The 24,550-nt window shown below is 32.8% G+C and carries 17 protein-coding genes; 5 read left to right on the top strand and 12 right to left on the bottom strand.

Annotated elements, in window-relative coordinates; genetic code table 11:
* The first annotated feature begins 40 nt into the window (after positions 1-40).
* Together mobC and ACSV4D_RS08320 are read left to right on the top strand one after the other, a co-directional pair.
* Positions 41-2,041, top strand: a complete 2,001-nt coding sequence (gene mobC / locus ACSV4D_RS08325) for a conjugal transfer protein MobC (protein WP_439227851.1) — start codon at positions 41-43, stop codon at positions 2,039-2,041.
* Positions 2,042-2,478: 437 nt separating this feature from the next.
* Positions 2,479-2,655: a histone H1 gene (locus ACSV4D_RS08320; RefSeq protein WP_418263673.1), complete on the top strand. Its 177-nt coding sequence runs from the start codon at positions 2,479-2,481 to the stop codon at positions 2,653-2,655.
* Positions 2,656-2,770: 115 nt separating this feature from the next.
* On the opposite strand, the gene ACSV4D_RS08315 is transcribed toward ACSV4D_RS08320, so the two are convergent.
* From ACSV4D_RS08315 to ACSV4D_RS08260, 12 genes are all read right to left on the bottom strand, one after another.
* Positions 2,771-4,846 (bottom strand): DNA topoisomerase, encoded by a 2,076-nt coding sequence (locus tag ACSV4D_RS08315; RefSeq protein ID WP_439227850.1) that lies wholly within the window; start codon positions 4,844-4,846, stop codon positions 2,771-2,773.
* 20 nt (positions 4,847-4,866) lie between these two features.
* Entirely contained in the window at positions 4,867-6,288 is a 1,422-nt protein-coding gene (locus tag ACSV4D_RS08310; RefSeq protein WP_439227849.1) for a DUF3945 domain-containing protein, read from the bottom strand.
* 77 nt (positions 6,289-6,365) lie between these two features.
* The gene (locus ACSV4D_RS08305; protein WP_439227848.1) at positions 6,366-6,677 is read right to left on the bottom strand and encodes a helix-turn-helix domain-containing protein; all 312 of its coding nucleotides are present in this window, start codon (positions 6,675-6,677) and stop codon (positions 6,366-6,368) included.
* Positions 6,678-6,930: 253 nt separating this feature from the next.
* Positions 6,931-7,776, bottom strand: a complete 846-nt coding sequence (locus ACSV4D_RS08300) for an RteC domain-containing protein (RefSeq protein ID WP_439227847.1) — start codon at positions 7,774-7,776, stop codon at positions 6,931-6,933.
* 571 nt (positions 7,777-8,347) lie between these two features.
* Positions 8,348-9,484, bottom strand: coding sequence for an SUMF1/EgtB/PvdO family nonheme iron enzyme (locus ACSV4D_RS08295; protein WP_439227846.1), 1,137 nt, complete (start codon positions 9,482-9,484; stop codon positions 8,348-8,350).
* 4 nt (positions 9,485-9,488) lie between these two features.
* Positions 9,489-11,969, bottom strand: coding sequence for an outer membrane beta-barrel protein (locus tag ACSV4D_RS08290; RefSeq protein WP_439227845.1), 2,481 nt, complete (start codon positions 11,967-11,969; stop codon positions 9,489-9,491).
* A 118-nt stretch (positions 11,970-12,087) separates the two neighbouring features.
* Complete coding sequence (locus ACSV4D_RS08285; RefSeq protein WP_439227844.1) at positions 12,088-13,773, bottom strand: sodium/sugar symporter; 1,686 nt, start codon at positions 13,771-13,773, stop codon at positions 12,088-12,090.
* Between the two features lie 60 nt (positions 13,774-13,833).
* The gene (locus ACSV4D_RS08280; RefSeq protein ID WP_439227843.1) at positions 13,834-14,811 is read right to left on the bottom strand and encodes a glycoside hydrolase family 43 protein; all 978 of its coding nucleotides are present in this window, start codon (positions 14,809-14,811) and stop codon (positions 13,834-13,836) included.
* 98 nt (positions 14,812-14,909) lie between these two features.
* Positions 14,910-16,313 carry a glycoside hydrolase family 27 protein gene (locus tag ACSV4D_RS08275; protein WP_439227842.1) on the bottom strand — a complete coding sequence of 468 codons (1,404 nt, stop codon included), beginning with the start codon at positions 16,311-16,313 and terminating at the stop codon, positions 14,910-14,912.
* A 45-nt stretch (positions 16,314-16,358) separates the two neighbouring features.
* Positions 16,359-17,843 (bottom strand): arylsulfatase, encoded by a 1,485-nt coding sequence (locus tag ACSV4D_RS08270; RefSeq protein ID WP_439227841.1) that lies wholly within the window; start codon positions 17,841-17,843, stop codon positions 16,359-16,361.
* Between the two features lie 111 nt (positions 17,844-17,954).
* A complete protein-coding gene (locus ACSV4D_RS08265; RefSeq protein ID WP_439227840.1) occupies positions 17,955-19,337 on the bottom strand; it encodes a glycosyl hydrolase family 28 protein in 1,383 nt (460 codons plus the stop codon).
* Positions 19,334-20,374, bottom strand: coding sequence for a family 43 glycosylhydrolase (locus ACSV4D_RS08260; RefSeq protein WP_439227839.1), 1,041 nt, complete (start codon positions 20,372-20,374; stop codon positions 19,334-19,336). Before ACSV4D_RS08260 ends, ACSV4D_RS08265 begins: the two co-directional genes overlap by 4 nt.
* A 203-nt stretch (positions 20,375-20,577) precedes the next feature.
* Between ACSV4D_RS08260 and ACSV4D_RS08255 the strand changes: the two genes are divergently transcribed.
* The 3 genes from ACSV4D_RS08255 to ACSV4D_RS08245 are packed head-to-tail and all read left to right on the top strand — an operon-like array spanning position 20,578 to position 24,550.
* Positions 20,578-22,080: a sulfatase family protein gene (locus ACSV4D_RS08255; protein WP_439227838.1), complete on the top strand. Its 1,503-nt coding sequence runs from the start codon at positions 20,578-20,580 to the stop codon at positions 22,078-22,080.
* A 1-nt stretch (position 22,081) separates the two neighbouring features.
* Positions 22,082-23,065 carry a hypothetical protein gene (locus ACSV4D_RS08250; RefSeq protein WP_439227837.1) on the top strand — a complete coding sequence of 328 codons (984 nt, stop codon included), beginning with the start codon at positions 22,082-22,084 and terminating at the stop codon, positions 23,063-23,065.
* A gap of 3 nt (positions 23,066-23,068) precedes the next feature.
* Positions 23,069-24,550, top strand: a complete 1,482-nt coding sequence (locus ACSV4D_RS08245) for a family 43 glycosylhydrolase (RefSeq protein WP_439227836.1) — start codon at positions 23,069-23,071, stop codon at positions 24,548-24,550.

Below are 24,550 nucleotides of genomic sequence, written 5' to 3'. Positions count from 1 at the left end.
TCCATACTAAATTAACCAAAACATTTAATTTATTAAAAAAATGCAAGGAGAAGACGATTTGAGAGGACTCGCCAAGATTATGGCTTTTATGCGTGCAGTAAGCATTCTACTAGTATTGATGCACTTTTATTGGTTTTGTTTTGGGTTCTTTTTAGAACGAGGTTGGACTTTACCAATCATTAATAAGATACTAGGCAATTTTCAACGGACAGCCAATCTATTTTCTTATACCTTATATTCCAAGCTCTTTGCTTTAGTATTACTTGCGCTGAGCTGTTTAGGAACTAAAGGTGTTAAAAATGAAAACATCACCTGGACCAAAATCTACACCGCCCTAATTATCGGTTTTATCCTTTTCTTTCTCAATAGTCCATTGTTAAGATTGTCTACTGGAATAGCAACCGCTTTTTACATACTCACAACATCATTGGGTTATATTGCTTTAATGATGGCGGGAGTTTGGATTAGCCGTTTACTTCGTACTAATCTAATGGATGATGTATTCAATAACGAGAACGAAAGTTTTAGGCAAGAAACAAAACTGATAAAAAATGAATATTCTGTCAATCTTCCCACTAAATTTTATTATAAAGGCAAATGGAATGAAGGATGGATCAATATCGTAAATCCTTTTCGAGCTTCCATAGTATTGGGTACGCCTGGATCAGGTAAAAGTTATGCCATTATAAACAATTACATGAAGCAGCATATCGAAAAGGGATTTTCGATGTATATCTATGATTTCAAATTTGATGATCTTTCGACCATTGCGTACAACCATTTGTTAAAACATACCGATAAGTACACGGTAAAACCAAAATTCTATATCATCAATTTTGATGATCCAAGGAGAAGTCACCGTTGTAATCCCATCAATCCTGATTTTATGACTGATATATCCGATGCTTATGAATCAGCTTATACCATTATGTTGAATCTTAACCGAAGTTGGATACAAAAACAAGGCGATTTCTTTGTTGAATCTCCAATAATCCTATTGGCAGCAATTATTTGGTTTCTAAAAATCTATGAAAACGGAAAGTATTGCACCTTTCCTCATGCCATTGAGTTGCTCAACAAGAAATATGTAGACGTATTTACTATCCTTACTTCCTACCCTGATCTCGAAAACTACCTGTCGCCTTTTATGGATGCCTGGCAAGGTGGCGCACAGGATCAGTTGCAAGGGCAAATAGCTTCGGCTAAAATCCCTTTGTCCAGAATGATTTCACCTCAACTTTATTGGGTAATGACGGGTGATGATTTTTCATTGGACATCAATAATCCGAACGAACCTAAAATACTTTGCGTGGGCAATAATCCTGATAGACAGAATATCTATTCCGCTGCATTAGGCTTATACAATTCGAGAATTGTAAAACTAATCAATAAGAAAGGACAATTAAAAAGTTCCGTTATTATTGATGAACTACCAACCATCTATTTCAGAGGATTGGATAATCTGATAGCTACTGCCAGAAGCAATAAAGTGGCGGTTTGTTTGGGCTTTCAAGATTATTCTCAATTGACCCGTGATTATGGTGACAAAGAAAGTAAGGTAATCCAAAATACCGTGGGTAATATTTTTAGCGGACAAGTGGTTGGAGAAACTGCCAAAAGCTTATCAGAACGGTTTGGTAAAGTACTTCAGAAACGACAAAGTATGACCATTAATCGAAATGACAAATCAACATCGATATCTACACAACTGGACAGTCTAATACCTGCTTCAAAAATTTCCACACTAACACAAGGAATGTTTGTGGGCGCAGTTTCAGATAACTTTGACGAACGTATCGAACAGAAAATTTTCCATTCCGAAATTGTAGTCGATAATAGCAAAGTAGCTACCGAAACCAAAGCTTATAAAAGGATACCTGAGGTTATATCTTTCGTTGATGAACACGGCGAAGATAATATGAAAGTCGAAATTGAGGCTAATTATAGGCAAGTAAAACGTGATATTGTTCTAATAATCGAAAGTGAATTGGAACGCATCAAAAATGATCCTGATTTGCAGCATTTGGTGCAGGAAGAATAAAAGCCATTTCTTTTATGAAATGGCAGTATTCCTCGTAAACAGGTATAAACTTCTCAATTTACATACTTTAGGAAAAATGTCCAAAATCACTTTTTTCCTGAACTTTTAGATGGTTTAAGAGAAGGCGTATTCCCTGGTGTACTTTTGTTGTCACGCTGACGTCGATCTGGTTTTCCTGTTGAATCTGCTATTCTTTTCGGTCCTGGTTTAAGTGCCATAATTTATAGTTTTTATTGGTTAAACAATCCAAATATAGTCAATTTTAAAATAAGAAAAAACACATAATTTTGTTTACCTAATTTTAAATTCAATTAGTTTCAATTGTACCATTTGACTTCTAGAGCCTACAGATTGTCTTAAGAAGAAGAAAGTTTTCATTATCTGGATTGGATTTCATTTGATATTATTATTTTTACTCCTTATTTAAAAGAAAAAATATGAAAGAATTAATCGAAAAAATTGCTACAGAATTTGAAACATTCAAATCGGATGCTGACTTACAAACAGAAAAAGGAAATAAAGCAGCTGGAACTAGAGCTCGTAAATCTTCTCTAGAATTAGAAAAACTTTTAAAAGAATTCCGAAAATCATCTTTGAACGAGTCGAAAAAATAGCAAAAAAGGCTATTTCACATGGTAAGTGAAATAGCCTTTTCCCTTATTTATTCTGATTCAAACTCTCAAATACGAAGCAATAAAAAATTAATTTAAACCAAGAGCAGCTTCCTTATTACTTCTTTTTCTTTTGAGGGAAAGAAAAAGTGGTCTCCCCTTTTTCATCCATTACAATAAATGCATCAAATTTTTTCCCAGATTTGCTTGTCATTCCTTTAAGAATTTCCGTTTTGCCTTCACTGATTAACATTTCCAAATTCTCTAGGTTTAACTGAATGCCACATATATTTCGAAACTGAACCCAATTACAACTTTCATTGGGGCATTTGATTAATTTATCTCGGATCACTACTTTATGAGTTCTGCATTTCGGACAAATCAATTCTAGCTGTTTTTTGTTGTCAACTGATAAAGCAAGTAACTCCTGAGTAATAGTCGCCGTAAAGTCTTTCATTCGCTTTTGAAAATGTACTGCATACGTTTCATTATTTTGAATCTTTTGCAATTCTACTTCCCATTCGGCAGTCATCGCTACATCAGCAATCTTTTTATCCTTTATCCATTCGTAAACCTTTAATCCTTTTTCTGTGGGCAGTAAAGATTTCATAACTCTTTTGATATACTCCCTTTTGAAAAGTGTTTCAATAATACTGGCACGTGTTGCAGGCGTACCAATACCTATTTCTTGGAGTATTTTACGCTCCTTTTCATCGCCAATCTGTTTTCCGGCATTTTCCATTGCTGCCAGCAAACTTGCTTCGGTATAAAGAACGGGAGGTTTAGTTTTCTTTTCCAAAACTTTTGCCTGCTTAATTTTCACCTCATCACCTATTTTTAATTCGGGTAAATCTTGAACAAAATCATTATTATCAAGAAAATTCCCCTTGACCATCCTCCAACCAGGTTCGATAATTTTGCATCCTTTCAACGTAAATTCAGAATGAACTACCTCTAAAGTAACATCAGTTAGCTCTTTTGTACAAACTGAAGACACGGCCTCAATTAAGCGGTAGGCAATCATTTCATAAATGGCTTTCTCTTTGATTGATAATGCAGATGGAATTTTATCAGTAATCAATAAACCATGATGATCAGTAACTTTTAAATCATTAACAATACGCTTATTCAAACGTCCTATTTTCATTTGACGAATAATATCCTTAAATTTTTCCAACTCACTTATTACTTGTATCAATTTAGGAATTTCTATCCATAAATCTTCAGGTATAAACTTACTTCCTGTACGTGGATAACTAATAAATTTCTTCTCGTAAAGACTTTGGGCAATCAAAAGAGTTTCTTCAGCAGATAAATTCAATTTCATATTAGCCTCCTTCTGTAATGCAGTAAGATCAAATAGTAAGGGTGGTTGTTCATATACCGTTTTTGTTTCTACTGACACTACTGTTGCCACTCCCTGTCGATGTATGAACTTCAAAGAATCATCCGCCTGTTTACTCTGATCCCATTTGATAACGGAAAGACTTTTGAAATCAATAAAATCTTTACGATGTCCTAACTCAATTTGCCAATATTTTGTAACGACAAACATTTTGTTTTCCAAAAATCGCTTACAAATAAGCGCTAATGTTGGTGTTTGTACTCTTCCAAGAGAATAACTTCCCCCTCCTGAGACAATCGTTAAAGCTTGCGAAGCATTAATACCTACTAACCAATCAGCTTGGCTTCTAGCTGCTGCTGCAAAATATAAACCATCAAAATCTTTACCTGATTTTATATTTTCAAATCCTTTGAGAATGGCTTTTTCTGTTAAAGAACTAATCCATAAACGCTCAAATGGTTTACGACATTTTAGATATTCATAAATATAACGGAAGATTAGTTCGCCTTCACGACCAGCATCTGTAGCAACAATGATACTTTCGCAGTTTTTTAAAAGCTTTTCAATTGTTTTCAATTGTTTCAGTACACCTGTATCTAGTTTATAATGATTATTTTCTCTTTTCTTACGCACTGTTAGTAAGAAAGGCTCAGGCAATATGGGTAAAGTTTCTCTTTGAAATCCTGAAACACCATATTCTTCAGGCATAGCCAAAGTAACTAGATGCCCGAATGCCCAAGTGACACAATAGCCATTGCCTGTTAGGTAACCATCTTTCTTTTCGATGGCTCCTAACAGGCTAGCTATTTCCCTTGCAACACTTGGTTTTTCAGCAATTACTACTTTCATCTACTTAACTTTTCGAGTGATTAAAGTTTTCGTGCTTTTGATTTAGCAGCTACTTTCGGTTTTTCCTGTTGCTCTTGTTGCTTCTTAGAATCAGGACTAATCTGTTCTTTTTTCAAAGGCTCTTTACTATTTTTAGTAGCTTCATTAGTTTTGCCTTCGGAATTAACCGCAACTTGTGTTTTGCTTTCTTCTTTTGGTTGTGCTTTTTCCTTTAATTTATTAGGATTATCAAATGAGAAAACTGTTTTTGCAGTTTCTTTGTCTAATGTGATATACCCTTGATATTCTTTCCCTTTTTTGTCAACCAAACCACTTACATAGACGGTTAGCCCCTCTTTGAACTTTTGATATTGTTGTTCGTCAAGTTCTTTTCCTCTAAAATTTCGTGGTGCCTCTTCTTGCTGGTTTAGAGATTGCTTACTATTTGTTCTGTCGAAAAGAAATTCTACATAACGCTTGTCTGCATTGAATTGTACAGAGGCATTAAAGGGATCTCCCTTTTTTGAAATCATACCTTCAAGGTACAACGGTTTACCTTCCATTAAAACTTGCTTTTGCTGCTCATCCAACTTTACTCCCTTTATTTCCTCTGGTATTTTGATAAGATTGGAACGTAGTGCAATGAGTTCGTTAGTTAATCTATCAACACTGATAATGGACGGAATTGTTTCACCAGTTTTGGGATTGGTTAAATCAACCACTCGTCCCATATTTCCAGTCTTGAGTAAATTATCCTTATCGTCTTTTGTGAATTCATGACCGAAGAATGGAAAATTCAATTGCGGTTCTTTGCGAATGCCATGTATGGCAACTACCACCTGTCCGTCATCATTGGTTTGCAAAGAAAGTCTTGCATCCATGCGAGTAATTGCAGTTCCCAAATTAAGACTTATGGGTACTAGTTCATTGGTCTTATAGCCTTTTAACAATGGCTCGATTAAGTTCATTTTTTCGAGACGTTCTTTATTTAATCCCAGATCAGACAAAGTTTTCCAATCTATTTGCTCTAATTTAAAACGATTTTCAGTTTCCGTTGTTGATTGTGTTGTTTCCATAGTATTCTTATTTTTTGATTTATAATCTATTTTTATTTCATGTTTTGCAAATAGTGCTTTTCCAGCATTGGTAGGATTTTCAATTGCTTGTTGCATTTTATTAGCTATATCAACTGCTCTCAGTGCTGGTACTCTAAAAAAGTTAAAATGTGTAGGATTCTTAAATTGTTGGAGAAAATTGCTAAAAAAATTAGTAAATAGATCCCCATGTTTGTCTACACGCATAAACTGGCTTTGATTCATTTTTTCAGGAGTTACCGTTTGCAGTTCCTGGTTCTTTCCAATACCCTTGACTACCTCAATCTTCTTTTTTTGGTTATCGAGAACTAACAAAACATCCGAAAATTGTTCTTGAAGTTTTGGTTCTTCTATAGTATGTTTGTCCATTACTGCCACATTTATAATTTGCTTTTCCGAAAATAATTAGATAAAAAACCTTATTTCAAAATTGACTTCTAGTGGCTTTAGTTTTCACTTTTTGTCATTTTTTTAAAGGGGTTATTAAAACTATCTCGGATAAACTGATGAACATCTGACAGTTTATAATAGAGCTTTCCACTAATTGTATAATACGGTAGCTTACCTGATGAACGGTAACGCTGAAGTGAACGTCCACTAATTTTAAGCATCTGCAGAAGATCTTGATTATCTAGCAATTCTTCTCCGTCAATTGTATTTCGTAGCTTTTGAACATCATTTATATGCTCATTCAAAATATCAAAGCGATCCATAATACGCTCCATCCATGCTATAAATTCCATTCTGTCTATATTCATACTTTTATTTTAATACATTACACAATTACTTATTGAAGCAGTACAAATTTGAAAAGTATGAGTGCAATTGTCCGCCAAGGTGCACCAATTGAAAATGACGTTTTTTATTTTTTTCGTGTCCAGGATTAACTAAAGATGTCATTATTATATTGGTTATTAAACAAGAGACAAAATCTCTATTACCAATTGGCACTTAAGGGCATAAAAAAACAGCGAGGTAAAACGCTGTTCTTATTATTAAGTTGTAATATAATTATAAATCCTTATCCATGTATTCTTCCAAAGCTAGTTTAAGTTTATCTAAAAAAACTGTTCTGGAACCAGTCCTTTCTTTCATTCGATGAAAAGCATGATGAATATCTCCTAAAGGAGTACGAAACAAAATATGGAAAGCAAGACTAATTTTTCGAATTCCAATTTTTCCATGTGAAATAGCTCCCGAAACATATAATGCATAAGTTAGTTCAATAAGCGCATTTTTAGAATCTGTCCAAAAAATATCTTTTACCGATTCTGGATTTTGCAAAATGAAATCTGTTTTTTTATCAGAGTTTGTTTTTTCTAATAAGTAAGTATAAAGTAATTCATTAGCTAATATTCGCGCAATTTTATAATCATAATAAGTTGAAAAACTCAAATCTAGTTCGAAAACAAAACTATTTAGTCCATTATGATAATTTATTTTACCCAACATAAAATATTCACAATCTCTGTCTGTTCTTCTTGAACGATAATATCTGTAAAAATCTGAATTACAAATATGTTCTTTATATTCTTGTTTTAGTTCTTCTAATTCATTTAAAAAAAAGCTATGGTACATTTTTCCATTATTCACAGGGCAAGAAGTCTCAATTCGAAACACTTTATTGTAATAAATTAGCTTCCCTAATACTTGAGGTTTAATGTTTCTGAAAAAATTAATTTCTTCCTTATCATCTTGAAAACCATCTTTTAAAATTTTCTTTTTAATTGTATTTAGTAATTCCCTTAAATAAGTAGCTATTCTATAAGATTCATCAATTACATTCGTTGTTTCACTAGAAACTTTCTTCTCATACTCCTTTATTTCAATAAGTATATTATTTAAAGAACTTTTCATTATATGTTAATTTTAATTTCTTAAAAAACATAGCCTTTACAAACAAAATAAACTCCCTCAATAGGTTAAACTTTCAAACAAATAAATCCCTTAATGAAAGACAAAAACTATGTTTAAAAAGATTATACGTTTATAATTAATATTACATATTATGTCATAAAAAACAATTTCATTAATTTCGATTAACTTACAAATAATTACGTTGTAAATTCTGACATATTAAAGTTAACATAATTTTTCAAATTTTATTGTATTACTAGAGTAAAAAAAATATTACAATAAAGTTAAATTATAAATAAGAACTAAAAAATTAGGTACTACGTTTTTTTTATGAGCTATAATGCTTCATATAAATTTCAAGAAATTATTATACTTATTACTTGCTAATAATTTACATTTTTATTCATATAAGGATTGATAAAATTAGCTTTATTTAAATTATTTTTTTTTTATTATTGGAACACTTCCTTCTTAATTTTAAAAATAACTTCAAACTTTCTTTTAGCATCATAGTTTTTTTTTATTACTATTTGTTGTCTACCTATTTCATTATTTAAGTATATCTTCAAAATCATCTAACACATCTAAACCCTATATGATTAGCTGTTGATTTGATTTCTCCATGCCCTCTTGAACCTACTAAATATCTTGTACAATATTCATCCGTACATAAAAAAGAGCCCCCTCTATGAACTTTAGTCAAGGCATTAGGCTCTGCCGAATAATTACTTCTTTCCGGTCCTTGTGGATTTCTTGCGACTTTTCCACTTGCTGATAATAGTTCATAATAATCTTCACTATACCAATCGTTAATTAACTCCCAAACATTTCCTGCCATATCATAAAGTCCATAACCATTAGGCTGGTATTGCGCTACTGGAGCCAATCCTACAAAACCGTCTTCTGCTTTATCTCCTTTATCCACCGGAAATTCTCCCTGATATATATTAGCCTGAAATTTACCATCGGGCTTTAATACATTCCCCCAAGTATAGGAAGTACCTGTCTTACCTCCTCTGGCTGCAAATTCCCACTCTGCTTCCGTAGGCAATCGTTTTCCAGCCCATTTAGCATAAGCTGCTGCATCTTCAAATGCAATTTGCACTACTGGATAGTTCTCTTTCCCTTTTAAATCACTATCCGGCCCTAAAGGATGTCTCCAATTTGCTCCTCCTACATACTGCCACCATGCCAAATAATTATTTAAGTCAACTTTGCTTTTCGTTGGTGTAAATACTGCAGAACCTGCTATTAAATCAGACAATGGCACTCCTGGTAATTCTTCGGGAAGTGGTTTTTTCTCTGCAACTGTTACATAACCAGTCGCTTTTACAAATTCAGCAAATTCCTTATTGGTAACTTCTGTTTTATCCATCCAAAAACCATCAACATATACCCTGTGAATTGGTCGGGCATCATTGGTTACTCCTTTGATACTACAAAGACTTTCATCATCAAAATTACTTCCCATGGAAAACTCGCCTCCAGGTATCCAAACCATTCCTTCATGCTCTTCCTTGGGTTTATTATTTTTATTTTCTATTGTTAATTCAAACTTAGGTTCAGCATCTTGATTTTCATTCTCGTGATTTACTTCTTTTTTTGAAGTAGAAGAATTAGTCAAAAACCACAAAAAACCAATTAATGGTATAAGCATAATAAAAATGATTCTGAATATTTTTTTCTCTTTATCTTTCATAGTATTCATTTAATTAAAATTCTTTTTTCCCAAATTCACTATCGATAAACTTAGACTTATTTTTGGTCTTTGTAAAAGTATATGATAAATTAAGAATCACCATATCTACTTCATAAACATAGTTTGTAGTGGTATAAAAAGCATTAGGAGAATAAGTGGTAATTCTTTGTTCATTTGAATTTAATAATCCCATATCAATATTTTGCCATTGCAAAGTAGCAACTAACTGATTATCGAAAAACGTTTTTCTAAGACTCAAATTTGGAGAATAAAAACGGGAATCCTCTCCCTGCGCTGTTACTCGTTCAGACAAGTAATTCAGAGTAAATTGCAAAGAAGTTGTTTTAGAAAAATCATAAGTACTGTTAGCATTTATAGAGAATTGAGTGGCTTTTGAATCAACTATACGACCATCAAAAAGACCATCTATTTGCTGATTATAAACGTTCCCGCCTATAAAATTATTCCATTTATCTGTTAATTTAAAATTGGCACCTAGCTCTAGACCTAATGCTCTACCTCTACCAACATTTGTATATATTCTATCCAAAATAGTATCGTTTAACACCCCTACTTTATCGTATGACCTCGTATTGACACGATTAATTAGATTTTGAACATTTCTGAAATAAACGTTAGCAAAAACAGAAGCTGTTTTATCTATTTTCTTATTGAATCCCACTTCAACTAAATCTGTAAACTCTGGTAATAAATTTTTATCTCCTTGCTCAAAAGTTTCTGAGTGTTCTCTTTCTTTAAAAGGATTCATTTGATAAGTAGGCGCTCTATCAACACGTTTACTGTAGCCTAATTTTAATTTTAAATCATTTTCCATCGTATATTGAACAGAAGCCGATGGAAACAGCTTGACATAATCATAGGCAAGATTTTCTGCTTGTTGATCATAACCTTTTAAATAAAAATCACGCTTCATTGATTCCAAACGTAAACCAGCAGCATATTCCCATTTATTTGTACTTCCATTTAATTGCGTATAAGCCGAATGAATTTTTCTATCCAAATTAACTACACTGGTAAATTCTGGAACTATTTCGAAATCACCAGTTGTAAGGTTTCGTCTTTCATAAATAAAATCTCCATTATTCAAAAAACCTCTGTACTGATATCCTATTTCGACTTTACCAAAAGTAAAAGGTTTAAAAGAATAATCCAATTGTGCTCTTGTTCCATACACTGGATTATCATTAGTATTGTACTCGTCTTGGTATACCTTACTTTTATCTAAACTTAAATTTAAATTGGTAGTTGGACCTCCCAACAAACTATATTCATACAAAAACGAAGAAGTTAATTTGGATTGATTTTTAAAAATATGGGTATAGTCAAAACTTCCTAAAGCAAAATCGCCATCGCGGGTACGTAAATTTTCATTCAGATAATCAAACGTTCGAAGCTCGCTTCCATCGGTTAAAGATGTGGTTGAATTATGGTAAACAATATTAGCGGTTCGATCATTTTTTCGTTTACCTCCATAGAAAGCTAAAGCAAAACTATTGTTTTTATTTGGGGTAAAATCAACCGTAAACCGACCGCTATAATCTAATAAATCAGTACTACGCTCCCCATCTGATGGAAATTGTGTTTTATAATTTTCGACATCATTAATCGTAAAAACATCGCCTTCTCTACGTCCTGTAATATCACTACGAGAATAGCTTCCTCCCAATGCAATATCCCATTTATTCTTTTTTAGAGAGTAAGTTCCATCAATTCCATAACGGTGTACTGGGTCTTGATTATTGTAATCTTGGATAGAAGGAAAACCACCTTTTATATTTAATTGGGCAAATTCTCCATTTAAAGATCCTTTTTTAGTAATGATATTTAGAATTCCTGCTTTCCCATCAGGATCATATTTTGCAGAAGGTGCTGTTACAATTTCTACTCGTTCCACTGCATTTGCAGGCAATTGACCTAAGATTGTAGAAATATCTCCTTGTGTTGGTTTACCATTTAATAAAACTTTAAATCCTATAGTTCCCCTAACACTTATTTGACCTTGACCATCCATTGAAATCGAAGGTAGGTTTCTTAAAACATCTGAGGCACTTCCCCCTTTAGTGTTTTGAAAGGCTTTTGTATCATAAACTTGGCGGTCTATTTTGTTCGTTAATGCTTTTGTTCCGTTTTGAATAACAACATCATTTAATTGATTCTCTGCCGATAGTAAAGAAATAACGCCTAAATCAATTGTTTTATCTCCTTTAATTACAATATCATTGAATGTTCTTGTATTAAATCCAATAAACGAAACTTCTAAATAATAATTCCCGTTTTTAATGTTTTTTATATTAAATTTTCCAGAAACATCAGTAACCACTCCCGTAATTAATCCTTTATTTTTTGATGAGAACAAAGTAGCTGTTGCATATTCAAGTGGATAATTACCATCTACTACTTTTGCAGTTATTTGACTATTAACATTTGTAACCAGTAACAAACTGATTATTAAAAAAAAATTGTGAATTTTCATTTATTATAAAATATTGAACAAAAGTGAAAAATTATTAATTATATAGATTTATTTTGTAACATATAGCCCTTTATATAAAGGGCTATAATAAAAAAACAGCAAAAAAATTTTGAAAAAATTACCAGAACTTCACGTATAAAGCTGCAATAATTAATAATGTAATAATAATCAATACTGTTGTTTGTGGTTTAATTTTAAACATTTCAGTATCTAATTCAAATGCTTTAGGATTCACTTTTGGTCCTGCGAAACTAATTCCAATCATAAGCAACATTGTAAAGAAGAATGATAATCCCATACAAATGTGAAATGGAATTTCAAATCCACCTTTTCCATTTGGCCAAGCGGTGTATAAGAAAGTTTCATTTCCAAACATCGCTGGAGCATATTCATTAAACAATACTGATAATAAGAATCCAGCTAAAACTCCCACAATAGCAGCAGTTCCAGTTGTTCTCTTCCAGAACATCCCTAAGAAGAACATGGCAAACACCCCTGGACTAATAAATCCTGTATATTTTTGGATATAAGTAAATCCACCTACTCCACCAATTCCCAATACATCATTCCAAGTAAATAATACTGCAAGAACCATAGCAGCAAAAACAGCATACCTACCAATGTTTACTTGAGTTCTGTCTGAAGCTCCTTTTTGGATGTATTTTTTATGAACGTCTAAAGTATAAATCGTAGAAATACTATTTACTTTACCTGCTAATGAAGCCACAATTGCTGCTGTTAAAGCCGCAACTGAAAGTCCTTTTAATCCTGTAGGTAAGAAAGTCAACATAGCCGAATAAGCGCCGTCTTTTCCTCCTACTAATTGTGGTAAATGTCCTCCTTGGTACAACACATAAGCTGCGATACCTGGCAACATTACAATTACCGGCATTAATAATTTCAACATACCTGCAAATAAAATACCTGTACGAGCCGTTTGTAAATCAGCTCCAAGTGCTCTTTGTGTAATGTATTGATTACATCCCCAATAATTCAGGTTGATAATCCAAATACCTGCCAAATAAGATAAAACCCCTGGGAAAGTTAAGTATTTATCAATCTCTAACTGCGTAGAAGCAGCTGTTGGACGAGGAATAATCATTTTAAAATGCTCTGGCGCTTGTTCCATTAACACATTGAAACCTGCAATAGCATCTTTTCCTACTCCAAAATATTCTCCTACTGTTGTCAAAGCAATGTAAGAAGTTACTAAACCTCCAATAATCAAAACCGCAACTTGGATAACATCGGTATAAGCAACTACTTTCATTCCTCCTAAAGAAATAATCAAAGCAAAAACAGCCAATCCTAACATAATAACATGAAGATAATCTCCTCCTGCTAATCCGTTAATAGCAACGGCTCCTAAGTATAAAATAGAAGTCAAGTTTACAAAAACATACAAAAACAACCAGAAAACAGCCATAATCAACGCTGTTGTTTCGTTGTATCTTGTTTTTAAGAATTGTGGCATGGTATAAATCTTGTTTTTTAAATAAACAGGAATAAACCAAATAGCAATAATAATTAAGGCAATAGCAGCAACCCACTCGTAAGCAGCAACTGCAATCCCTAAGAAGAAACCTTCACCACTCATTCCAATAAACTGCTCTGCAGAAATATTAGACGCAATAAGTGATGCACCAATTGCCCACCATGTTAAAGTTCCTTCGGCTAAGAAATACGCCTTAGCATCGTGTTCATTTTTTTCGCGCTTGCGATAAACAATGTATCCATAAATAGATACTATTAAAAAGTAGATTATAAAGACTGCATAATCTGCAAATTCGAGAGTTGAGCTCATAAGTGAATAATTTTTAAATCAATTATTAATTTTTCTTTTTAGTTTTAAACATTTTTTTAGCTAATTCATAATCTCTAAAGAATCACCATTATCTTTTAGTTCGTAAATTTGTGCTCTTTCATTTTCTCCATTATTGGGCTGGTGTAAAGTAATCATCAACTTTCCTTCGAAAGTTTTAAAAATCATTCCATGACCTCCACCATTCTCAAAAATCATTCTATCAATTTGTTTCCAAGGTCCCTGTATAGAACCTGATTCTGAAATTAACTGCCCTAATCCATATCCTTTATCACCAAAACTAGACCAAATCATTAATAGCTTACCCGTTTTGGTCTTGTAAATAAAACAACCATCAGTTACGTAACCATGATATTTAAAACCTGTTGATGACAAGCTTCTTACCCATTTAGCATCAGTGGCATGAAAGAGTGTTTTGGATTTGGCTACTGTACCTGATAAATCTTTTTTTAATTGAATTAATTCCATAGTTCCATCTCCAATTTGTGCCCATTCATGACAAAATACCATATACGGGATTTTATTCTCAACCCATAAAGTACCGTCCAAACTCATCCAGTCATTTGGGGTGGTAGGATTGTTTTCAAATGCTTTAAATGGACCTAAGGGAGATTTTGCCATTAAAATTTGAGTACCTCTTTTATATTGCTCTGGTTTATCCAAAGGCTTGGGTTGCATTTCATCTCCAGTAAAAGTCACAAACAAATAGTATTTTCCTTGGTAATAATGCATTTCTGGAGCCCAAATCATTCTCGTTCCCCAATGACTCTTGGAAGCTGAAAAAACCGTAGTTGGTTCTGACCAGTCTTTTAAATTTTTACTTTGATACACTTCTACACCTTTAATAGTATCATTAATTCCTAGTCGGTTACCAGTTTGAGCATATAAATAATACGTTTTTGTCTTTTTATCTGCAAAAATATAAGGGTCTCTAATTCTTATATCTTCAAGTTTTTTTACTTGTGCATGGGATGAACAAAATACTACAAGCAGCGCAATAATTTTAAAGAAGTTTTTCATAAAATAATATTTTATAAGAAACCCACTAAAAAACTTATATGGAAATAAATTAATTAATGGGTTCTAAATGAAATAATAACTAACTAACCAAAAGTTTATTATTTCTTAATTTTTGTTAGTCGAAACATCTTTGCTCCATGGGTTTCAATAACAGCAGAAAGTTCTTTACTCATAACTCCAATATCTTTTTTCTCCCACATATCGCGGACTTTATAGTCATTTCTTAAAGATTCTAATTCTAAATTAAACTTTACAGTACGTTCTTTATCACTTAAATTAAAAAGAGCTACGAATTTATCTCCAGTTTTAGGATCTGTTGCAATCCATACGGCTTGTCCATTTTGTTTCATCACTTGACGATTATCAATACTGTGTTGATTTACATATAAAACTTCTTCGTTTTTAAGAAATTTCATAGTACTCTCTGGAGTAGTAAGTAAATCCCCCCCCATCATTAATGGTGACTTTGCAATACTCCATAAACTCATTAATGTATAATGCTCTGGAACTGTAAATTTTGACATTCTTTCTTTACCATGTGGTCGATCTTGAAGCGAAATACGACCAAAAGGAATCATATCAGCATCTGGCCAATGACCTTCACCAATAAAAGGTGACCAAGCATTAAGCAAATCAAAATTATGTTCTAATGATTCCCAATCATCCCAAAAATCAGCAGAGACACGCCACATATTGGCATTTTGAACTAAATGACTTGCACGTGACAAAGGAGCTTCACCACATGATAGACTCAATACCATTGGTCTACCACATTGATCAATTGCTTTACGAATCATTTCAATCTCACCGTCATGATACGGAGGAAACATAGTATCATCGGCTTTGATAAAATCTACCCCCCATTCAGCATATAATTTAAAAATAGAATTATAATACGCTTGTGCACCTTCTTTAGATGCATCAACTCCAAACATATGGTTACACCAATTACAAGTATCAAAAGGCTCCGCAATGTCTTTGGCAGTTGCTTTACTCCCCATGATAGGTGTTGCATTATGAGCAGCCACTCTGTGAATTCCTCTCATAATATGAATTCCAAATTTCATTCCTTTGCTATGCACATAATCCGCAATAGGCTTAAACCCTTTACCATTAGCTGCCGAGGGAAAACGTTCAACAGAAGGTAACAACCTTCCATACTCATCCATTGTTGTATATTCAGGATGCAAAGGACTTCCATCTTCATTATATCTAATATCTGGATGTCCTTTTCTTCGAGGTGTATCCCAATTCCCTGGTTCTGGATGCCACCAGATGTAATCAATTACAGCATACTCCCAACCGTATTGCAATAGATTATCAGCCATATAATCAACGGTAGCTTTAAATTCTTTTTCGTTGATTCGACAGTCGTACGCATCAAAACTATTCCATCCCATTGGAGGTGTTTGTGCTACTGCTGATTTTTCAGTAACATTTTCTTTAACAGTTTGAGACTCTTTTTTATCTCTTGTCCCGCAAGCAAAGACGATAAACGACAATGCTAGTGCTATTACTTTTATATTTTTCATTATTGATTATTATAATTACTTGAATCGAGTTTCTGTATTTCCATCATTTGAGAATAAAGAAATCAAAGGATGTTCTACATGTGCAGACTTCATTAATTTGCTTAATTCTTTGACTTTATCAGGATGTTGTTTAATAACATTATTTTTCTCAGAAGGATCTTCTTTTATATTATACAATTCCTCTACAACCTTAGTAGCATCTCCTTTGACATTTAATCTCAAAAGTTTCCAATCTCCTACTCTTACAGCTTGCTTACCACCTAACTCATAAAAAGCCCAATAGAAATATTCATGCATTTTTTGTTGCTTTTCATTCCCCAAAAGTGTTGGTAAAAATGAAATTCCGTCAATATTAGCTGGAGTTTTAGCTTTCGCTATATCTGCAAACGTTGGTAAAAAATCCCAAGTTGCTACTGGATTATTGGCTACTGAACCTGCTTTAATTTTTGCTGGCCATTTAACAATCAAAGGTACTCGTATTCCTCCTTCGTACAAATCACGTTTACTACCTCTGTAAATTCCATTACTGTCAAAAAAGGCTTCACTATGTCCCCCTTCATTATGAGGACCATTATCACTTACAAAAACAATAATTGTATTATCAGCAATTCCTAACTGTTTTAATTTAGCTTCAATTTTTGCAACACTGTTGTCAATAATTTTTATAGCAGAAGCAAAACCTTTTTCAGGATTAGGCCAACTTTTATTTGCAAATTCACCATAACTTGGTACCTCCATACCATCACCTGTAAAATAGCCTGCTTCATTATTAGCATGAGGCATATTTAGACAATAATACATAAAGAATGGATTCTTGGCATTATCCTCCATGAATTTCATTGCATCTTCTTCTAGTTTATCTATTGCGTAGGTTTCTTTTACTTTAGCAATTCCAGCACCCTCTTTTAAGTCTTTATCATATTTATAAGACCAATCAGTAACATTTCCTTTTAATGCTTCTTTTACACCATCTCTATACAAAAACTCTGGATAAAAATTATGAGCATGCCACATATTCACATAACCATACGCATGTTCAAAACCGTTTCTTGCTGGATCATTTGGTTTTGGGTCATTACCTACACCCCATTTTCCTATAACCGCACTTTTATATCCTTTTTTATTCAACATTTCGGAGATTGTAACCTCACTATCCTCTAACAACTGTCCCTCTGGACTGTTCCCACGAACTGAAGAATGCCCCGTATGTTTTCCTGTTAACAAAGAAGCTCTTGATGGTCCACAAACAGTAGAACCTGCATAATGTTGAGTAAATATCATTCCATCTGCAGCCAACTTATCGATGTTAGGTGTTTTTAAAGTTTTTTGACCATAGCAACCTAAATCACCATACCCCATATCATCTACATAAATGAAAACAATATTGGGTTTCTGACTTTTTTCCTCCTGTAAAAGGTTTTCCGTTTTCGAAGCGTTTTTGCATCCTATATTTAATAATGCTAAAATAAAAGCGCATCCAATAAAATAGTGGTTTTTCATAATTCTATTTATATTTTTTTTTCAAATTTATCACATCAATCCAATTTTTGAGCATCTCATTTGTTCATTATTGTTGCTGTTTTATACCAAAATAGGTCTATTACTTCATTGTTATTGAATAACGATAGAAGAAGTCGTACTTTCATCTATAATTAAGAACTCTTTAGCATTTAACACCTTTTGTCCATTTATTTTTAAATTCTCAAAAGTGAAATTAAAAACAGGATGATTTATATCGTGTCCCATGAGTAAACTTGGTATCTTTTGTTGTCCATAATAATCAATGTTTTTAAAAGTGAAATCAGAAATACAACCTTTGGAAGGATTCCAATTTGCCCATCTATTGGGACGAGTAACAATGTGAAACATACGCCAATTGGAATTATCAATTCTAATATCTTCTATTTCAAAATTACTTATATGAGCTTTTGAACCGTGAACAGCACAAAAAACAGCTAAATTTTCATTATCCCAATGATGTTCTACTCTTATTACATCAACATCCTGAACTTTAACATTACCAAAATCCCTACTTCCGTTCCAACTAATCATAAAAGGCGCACCATTTTCTAATTGCCAAATGACACATTTCTTAACTATAGTATTACTATTATAAAGTTTAATAGCATCATCATTGACTTTAAAAAAACAGTTTTCAATTAAGGAATTTTCGCCAGAGGAAACCCCATCAGTGCTAAACCACCATCCCATCATTTTAACATTATCCAAATGATGATTTGAACCCGATAATGAAATCATGTATCGTGACGCATGAATAATTGTAATTCCTTCAATTTTTATTTCCTTACTATCCCTAATGGTAATCATGTGATTATGTGTTCTCGGATTATAATCTTCACCAGACAAAATACCCCTTCCCTTTATGGTAATGTTTTCGGCATTTTCCGCAAAAAACTGCCCTTTTACATAGGCTCCTCCTGCGATATACACTGTAGTATTAGACGGTATAATAAATTTATCGCCAATCTCATGATAACCAGGTTCAAAATAAATAACATTTTTATCCAATTTATTAGGAATAGTAACTTCTAATGGATTTGCAAATAACAGTAGCGGATGTTCTATGAAAGTTCCTTGTTCGAATTCTATAGAATATTGTCCTGGTTTTGAAATTTCAAATTCAATGGTATGATTATCTATTATCGTAACATTAATAGTTGCTTTTCTAGGTAATACTTGTGCAAATTTGATTTTTTTATACAATATAGAAACCCTAACTTTTACCTTTCCTTCAAAAGAAAAATTAGACCATGATGTTGATTTTGAATTATTGGTAACATGCATCGCATTCATTCCATAAACAAAACAATCTTTCTTCAAATCATTCTGAATCAACGATATTTTATAATATGGCGATGAAAAAACAAATTCATTTTTAGCAGTCTTACTCAAAGAAGAGTCATAAGTAATCAACTGTGCATGAGACAAAAAACCACATAAAAAGACAATAATAGTATTTATATTTCTACTCATTTTATAACTTCTTTTTGATGTTTATTTTTAGCTGTCGGAATGTAAATTCTATCCCCATCTACCTCTACAGGTTCAATACACAAATAAGGCTCTGAATATTTTTCAGAACTATGATAAGCATTAAAATACTGATTATTTTTACCTAAAAATAGTTGATTACTGAACACAACTTGTGTGGGAGGTGCAAAGCCATGGCGAGTTGGATACTTATTTTTGACTACTTCATCTGCTTCAGCTTCTAGAAAACTATATAACGGATTAGTATCATCCCATTTCCATGGTCCGAGTGGATGTATTGCAGTCATGTGAAATACTTTTACTTCATAACCACCGTAGAATTGTGAAAACAGCATATGATATACTGGTCCAACTTTTGTTATTTGTGGAGCATCGAGATATTTATAATTCTTACCGAGTGTTTCTGGTCCTAACAATTCTTTTGGTTCATTTTTTAAAATCCCCTTTTCTATATCTACTTTAACGCTGTATATACGTGCATCGTTATCATATATTAAAAATATCTCATCCTCATTTTCTCCTACGACTAAACTACCATGATTGCCAAGAGTTAGAGGAGTCTTAGTATTTATTACTTTATATGGCCCCTTTAATTCATTACTCACCGCTATTCCAAAACCCAATTTTTGATATGGATTTACTGCATTGTTGCGATTGTTGAAACTAAAGTAATATTTGTTTTTAATTTTCTTAATTTCAGGAGCAAACCAGCCATCTTTATACCAAGCATTTACAGGAATATCATTAGGATTAAGTAATTTAATCTCTTTTTTCCACTTACTTAAATTTTTGGATTGGTATAAAACTGGGCCTAAATATCCTTTGTAGGGACTACTATACTCTGTACCTACTACATAATATTTTTCATCTTCCAAAAAGACAAAAAAATCTTTCATACCATATTGATTGATTCCTTTCCGGATAGGATTTGTCCAAGATGATATTCTCTCTTTTTTAGGTATCGATTTGCAACTCAAAAAAAGAAATAGGGAAAAGAATATCGCAGTATAGTTTTTCATTTTGAAAACGTTTATACAAATTAAACCAATACCTGCACATCATGACTTGCTCATTAAATCATACTATTTGTTCTAAAGTACTTTTACCTATAAAAACACCCCTGTTTTAGCTTAAACTATTACAAAAAAACCAAAACAATAGTCATATGAGCTATTCATAAAAAAGTTCAGCCTATAAATTTGTATCACTAAACTTTAGTCAAATGAGAACTTTCTTTAAAATTGGAATTATTTTTTTTGCAGGATGTAACTTATTCGCAAACCCAATAAAAAATAAGAAACCATCAACAATAGCTGACAAACCTAATGTTCTTTGGATTTATGTCGAAGATTTAAATCCTGTTTTCAGTTGTTATGGAGAAACTAAAAACCCCACTCCTACTATCGATTATCTAGCTGATAACGGTGTTTTATTCCGGAAAGCATTTGCAGCTGCTCCTGTATGTTCCGCTTCAAGATCAGCCGTTATTACAGGAACTATGGCTACTACTTTTGGCTTACAAAACCACCATTCTTCCAGAACAGTTGAAGATGCTATCTTTTTACCTGATGGAGTAAAAACAATCCCTGAAGTTTTTAAAGATAATGGATATTTTACTTTTAATCAGGGTAAGGACGACTACAATTTTATTTATAATCGGAAGAAACTATACAATGATGACACAAAAGTTGATTTTTGGTACACTTTTGTTGGAGCAGGGATTTGGCCTTCAGCAATTCCTCAAAACCAACCTTTTTTTGGTCAAATTCAATTAGAGGGGGGGAAATTAAGTTTGATTCAAGTATATGACAAAACCAAAGAAAAAATCACACCTATTGACCGCAAATTAGTTCAACTTCCACCTTATTATCCTAATATTCCATCCGTTCATGAGGATTTTGCCCGTCATTATGATGCCGCACGTGCTACGGATCTGGAAGTTGCTGAAATAATAAAGCAACTTCGAGAAAACAATCTTTTAAATAACACCTATGTTTTTTTCTTTTCAGACCATGGCTACAAAGGAATCCGTCACAAACAGTTTTTATATGATGGAGGCATCCAAATTCCACTGATTGTAGCTTATTTTGGTAATGACTCCCAGATAAAAAAACAAAGCGTTCGAAAAGATTTGATAAGTGGTATCGATATTGGCACCACATCTTTGAGTTTAGCAGGAATTCAAATACCTAGTTATATGGAAGGAAAAAACATATTTGATTCTTCATTTAAAAGAGACCATATAATCGCTACACGTGATCGCTGTGATTTTTCTATTGATCGCATTAGAGCAGTTCGTACAGATAAATTCAAATATATCAAAAACTATATGCCTAATCGTTCCTATACACAACCTTCTTATCGAGATAAAAGAGCTGAATTTGTAGATATTAAAAAAATGTATGACGCTGGAGAATTAAATGAGGTGCAAGCCAAATATTGGCTTCCTACAAAACCCGAAGAAGAATTATTCGATTTAGAAAATGATCCTTTTGAAATCAACAACTTAGCTTACAATCCTAAATATAACAAAGAACTAATCAAACACCGTAAAATTCTAGCAAATTGGGCTACTACTTATGGTGACAAAGGAAGTGAACCTCAAAATATTTATTCTTTAAAATTCATGTATGATAGATGGGGAGACCGCTGTGTCAATGAAGAATACGATGCAATCAAAAATATCAAAATCAAAAACACACCTCAAACTAGTTTAAAAAAATAAAATGACTAACCAATATGCTCTTTTTACAATCTTTATTTTATTGTTGTTTAACTTCGGTTTTTCACAAGTTTGCATTAATAGAATCAGTGCCTTTGGTTATGACAATTGCATCGAACTAAAAAACGATAAAGTAAGTGTTATTTTAGATCCTAATGTGGGTGGAAGAGTTTTAGCATACCAATTAAATGGTAAAAACATCCTATTCGAAAACACTTCATTAAATGGTAAAACATGGAGAAAAGGAGAACCAAAATTTGAAGTTAGTGGTGGACGATTTGATATAGGCCCTGAAAAAACTACGCCTGAAAGAGAAAGTTTTTTCACTACTTGGAAAGCAGAAATTACAGGGAAAAATTCTGCTCGACTTACAAGCCCAATAGATAGTTTGCTCGGTGTTCAATTAATTCGTGATTTCATCCTTTCGGATGATTCTTCACATTTACAATGCATTCAACACATAAAAAACACAAGTGAAATAGTTAAAGATTACGCACATTGGAGCAGAACATTTGCAAAAGGCGGAGGAATATGTTTAATCCCATTAAATCCTCATAGTCGTTTACCCAAAGGATATGCCATGTACCAATTGAATACAAACCTCTTAAATTATAATCCTTCTGAAGAAGTAAATTTAAGAACCCGAGAAGGGATTTTAGAGATTCTAGGGACACCTAGTCAACCCAAGTTTGTGATGGATAGTAATGTAGGCTGGATTGCGTATAACTCAAAAGACGATTTACTATTTATTAAAAAATTCAAAGCAAATGAACCAAAGATTTACGGGGACATATTAAGTAATCAAGTATCTATTTGGTATTACAAAGAAGAAAAATGTGAAATTGAACCCATAGGACCTATCGAATCTATTCAACCAGGAGAAACAGTTAGTTTTACAGAAGACTGGTGGTTAATGAATCATGAATATCCTAAAGACAAAAAAATTAATCTAAAAAAAATAACTACAATTATTAACACGCTACATTAACATATGAAAAAAGAATTTATAATTATTCTGATAGCTATTGGCTTACAAACAGTACACTCTCAAAATAAAAACATAAATACAAAACCATATCCTTACGGCAATCCTGTAATCAAAAATAGGTACACTGCAGATGCTTCACCTCATGTTATGCCAGACGGTCGAGTATGGATGGTAACTTCAGTTGATCATGAAGATGGTGGTGGCTATGCTACTATGCACTCTGTTCATGCCTTTTCTACAGCGGATATGGTTACTTGGGTGGATCATGGAGAAATCATTGGACTAGCTGATCTTAACGAAACTCCGGGAGAAGATTGGGCTATTTGGGCACCCGATTTCACCTATCGAAATGGCACTTATTACCTATATTTCCCTATGCGTAATTTAAAAGCAAATGGAGAAATAGATCGTTATTGCGTTGTAGCTGAAAGTGACAGTATGTATAAACGTTTTAAAGTAACCAATCCAAGAATAGAAGGTGCAAACAGCGCATTGGACCCATCTGTTTTTATTGATGATGATGGCACCGCTTATTTGTATTGGAATCAGTTAAACATGGGGATTCTCAAAGAGAATATGAGAGAATTAGAAGGACCTTCTTTCAAACTAAACATAGGAGCTACAAACTTCATGGAAGCAGCTTGGATGCACAAGCATAATGGAAAATACTATTTTAATTATCACACCAAATACAATAATAAAGTATCGAAAGACAATCCAGACGATCCCAATCGTCAAAAATCAAACCTCGATTACAGTATAGGAGCATCTCCTAAAGGTCCACTAACTTATCAGGGAACTATGAATTTTGAATTAGGCACTACGATCAAAAATGGTCCTCTTTTACCAAATACTAATTTTGTTCCTTGGCGTTTAACACAATCCAATCATGGTGGAATTGTGGAATTCCATGGACAAGAATACCTGTTCTATCATACCTCAGCACTTTCTTCTTGGAGACAAGAGGAATTTAAAGGTCCTGGAACTTGGACACAACGTTCGGTTTGTGTTGATGAATTGAATTATAATCCAGATGGGACGATCATCCCTGTACAACAAACTATTGAAGGTGTTAAAAAAGTAACTATTAATCAAGATTTCAGTATTTCTCTAAATCTTAAAAAAGCATTTAACCAGCAAGAAATTAAAATCAAGGATAAAATTATTACCGCAAAAAACAATAGTTATCTTTCCTTTAAAAACATAAATTTAGGTACAGGTTATTACTACTTTGGTGTAAAAGTGCTTAAATCAGTTCAAAAAGGAAAAATTGAAATACGAAAAGACAACGCTAAAGGTTCTCTTTTAGGAACCATTCTTTTAAACGAAAATAGTTTAAAAACAAATAATGGAGTAGCTGAAACTTTTCTTAGAGGAGCTCATGGAGTTCATAATATCTTTTTAGTATTTAAGTCAGATGACAATGAAACCATAAAAATTTCTGAAGCTAACTTTTTTGCTGGTTCTCCTAAAAAAATAAATTAA

The sequence above is a fragment of the Flavobacterium sp. ARAG 55.4 genome, from assembly GCF_051846875.1.
GTDB lineage: Bacteria > Bacteroidota > Bacteroidia > Flavobacteriales > Flavobacteriaceae > Flavobacterium > Flavobacterium plantiphilum.
This window is presented reverse-complemented; position numbering and strand designations above follow the sequence as displayed.

Bases quoted from the DNA above. Each gene is read 5' to 3' on its own strand.
- mobC (WP_439227851.1), top strand. From the start codon at position 41: ATGCAAGGAGAAGACGATTTGAGAGGACTCGCCAAGATTATGGCTTTT.
- ACSV4D_RS08320 (WP_418263673.1), top strand. From the start codon at position 2,479: ATGAAAGAATTAATCGAAAAAATTGCTACAGAATTTGAAACATTCAAA.
- ACSV4D_RS08315 (WP_439227850.1), bottom strand. From the start codon at position 4,846: ATGAAAGTAGTAATTGCTGAAAAACCAAGTGTTGCAAGGGAAATAGCT.
- ACSV4D_RS08310 (WP_439227849.1), bottom strand. From the start codon at position 6,288: ATGGACAAACATACTATAGAAGAACCAAAACTTCAAGAACAATTTTCG.
- ACSV4D_RS08305 (WP_439227848.1), bottom strand. From the start codon at position 6,677: ATGAATATAGACAGAATGGAATTTATAGCATGGATGGAGCGTATTATG.
- ACSV4D_RS08300 (WP_439227847.1), bottom strand. From the start codon at position 7,776: ATGAAAAGTTCTTTAAATAATATACTTATTGAAATAAAGGAGTATGAG.
- ACSV4D_RS08295 (WP_439227846.1), bottom strand. From the start codon at position 9,484: ATGAATACTATGAAAGATAAAGAGAAAAAAATATTCAGAATCATTTTT.
- ACSV4D_RS08290 (WP_439227845.1), bottom strand. From the start codon at position 11,969: ATGAAAATTCACAATTTTTTTTTAATAATCAGTTTGTTACTGGTTACA.
- ACSV4D_RS08285 (WP_439227844.1), bottom strand. From the start codon at position 13,773: ATGAGCTCAACTCTCGAATTTGCAGATTATGCAGTCTTTATAATCTAC.
- ACSV4D_RS08280 (WP_439227843.1), bottom strand. From the start codon at position 14,811: ATGAAAAACTTCTTTAAAATTATTGCGCTGCTTGTAGTATTTTGTTCA.
- ACSV4D_RS08270 (WP_439227841.1), bottom strand. From the start codon at position 17,843: ATGAAAAACCACTATTTTATTGGATGCGCTTTTATTTTAGCATTATTA.
- ACSV4D_RS08265 (WP_439227840.1), bottom strand. From the start codon at position 19,337: ATGAGTAGAAATATAAATACTATTATTGTCTTTTTATGTGGTTTTTTG.
- ACSV4D_RS08260 (WP_439227839.1), bottom strand. From the start codon at position 20,374: ATGAAAAACTATACTGCGATATTCTTTTCCCTATTTCTTTTTTTGAGT.
- ACSV4D_RS08255 (WP_439227838.1), top strand. From the start codon at position 20,578: ATGAGAACTTTCTTTAAAATTGGAATTATTTTTTTTGCAGGATGTAAC.
- ACSV4D_RS08250 (WP_439227837.1), top strand. From the start codon at position 22,082: ATGACTAACCAATATGCTCTTTTTACAATCTTTATTTTATTGTTGTTT.
- ACSV4D_RS08245 (WP_439227836.1), top strand. From the start codon at position 23,069: ATGAAAAAAGAATTTATAATTATTCTGATAGCTATTGGCTTACAAACA.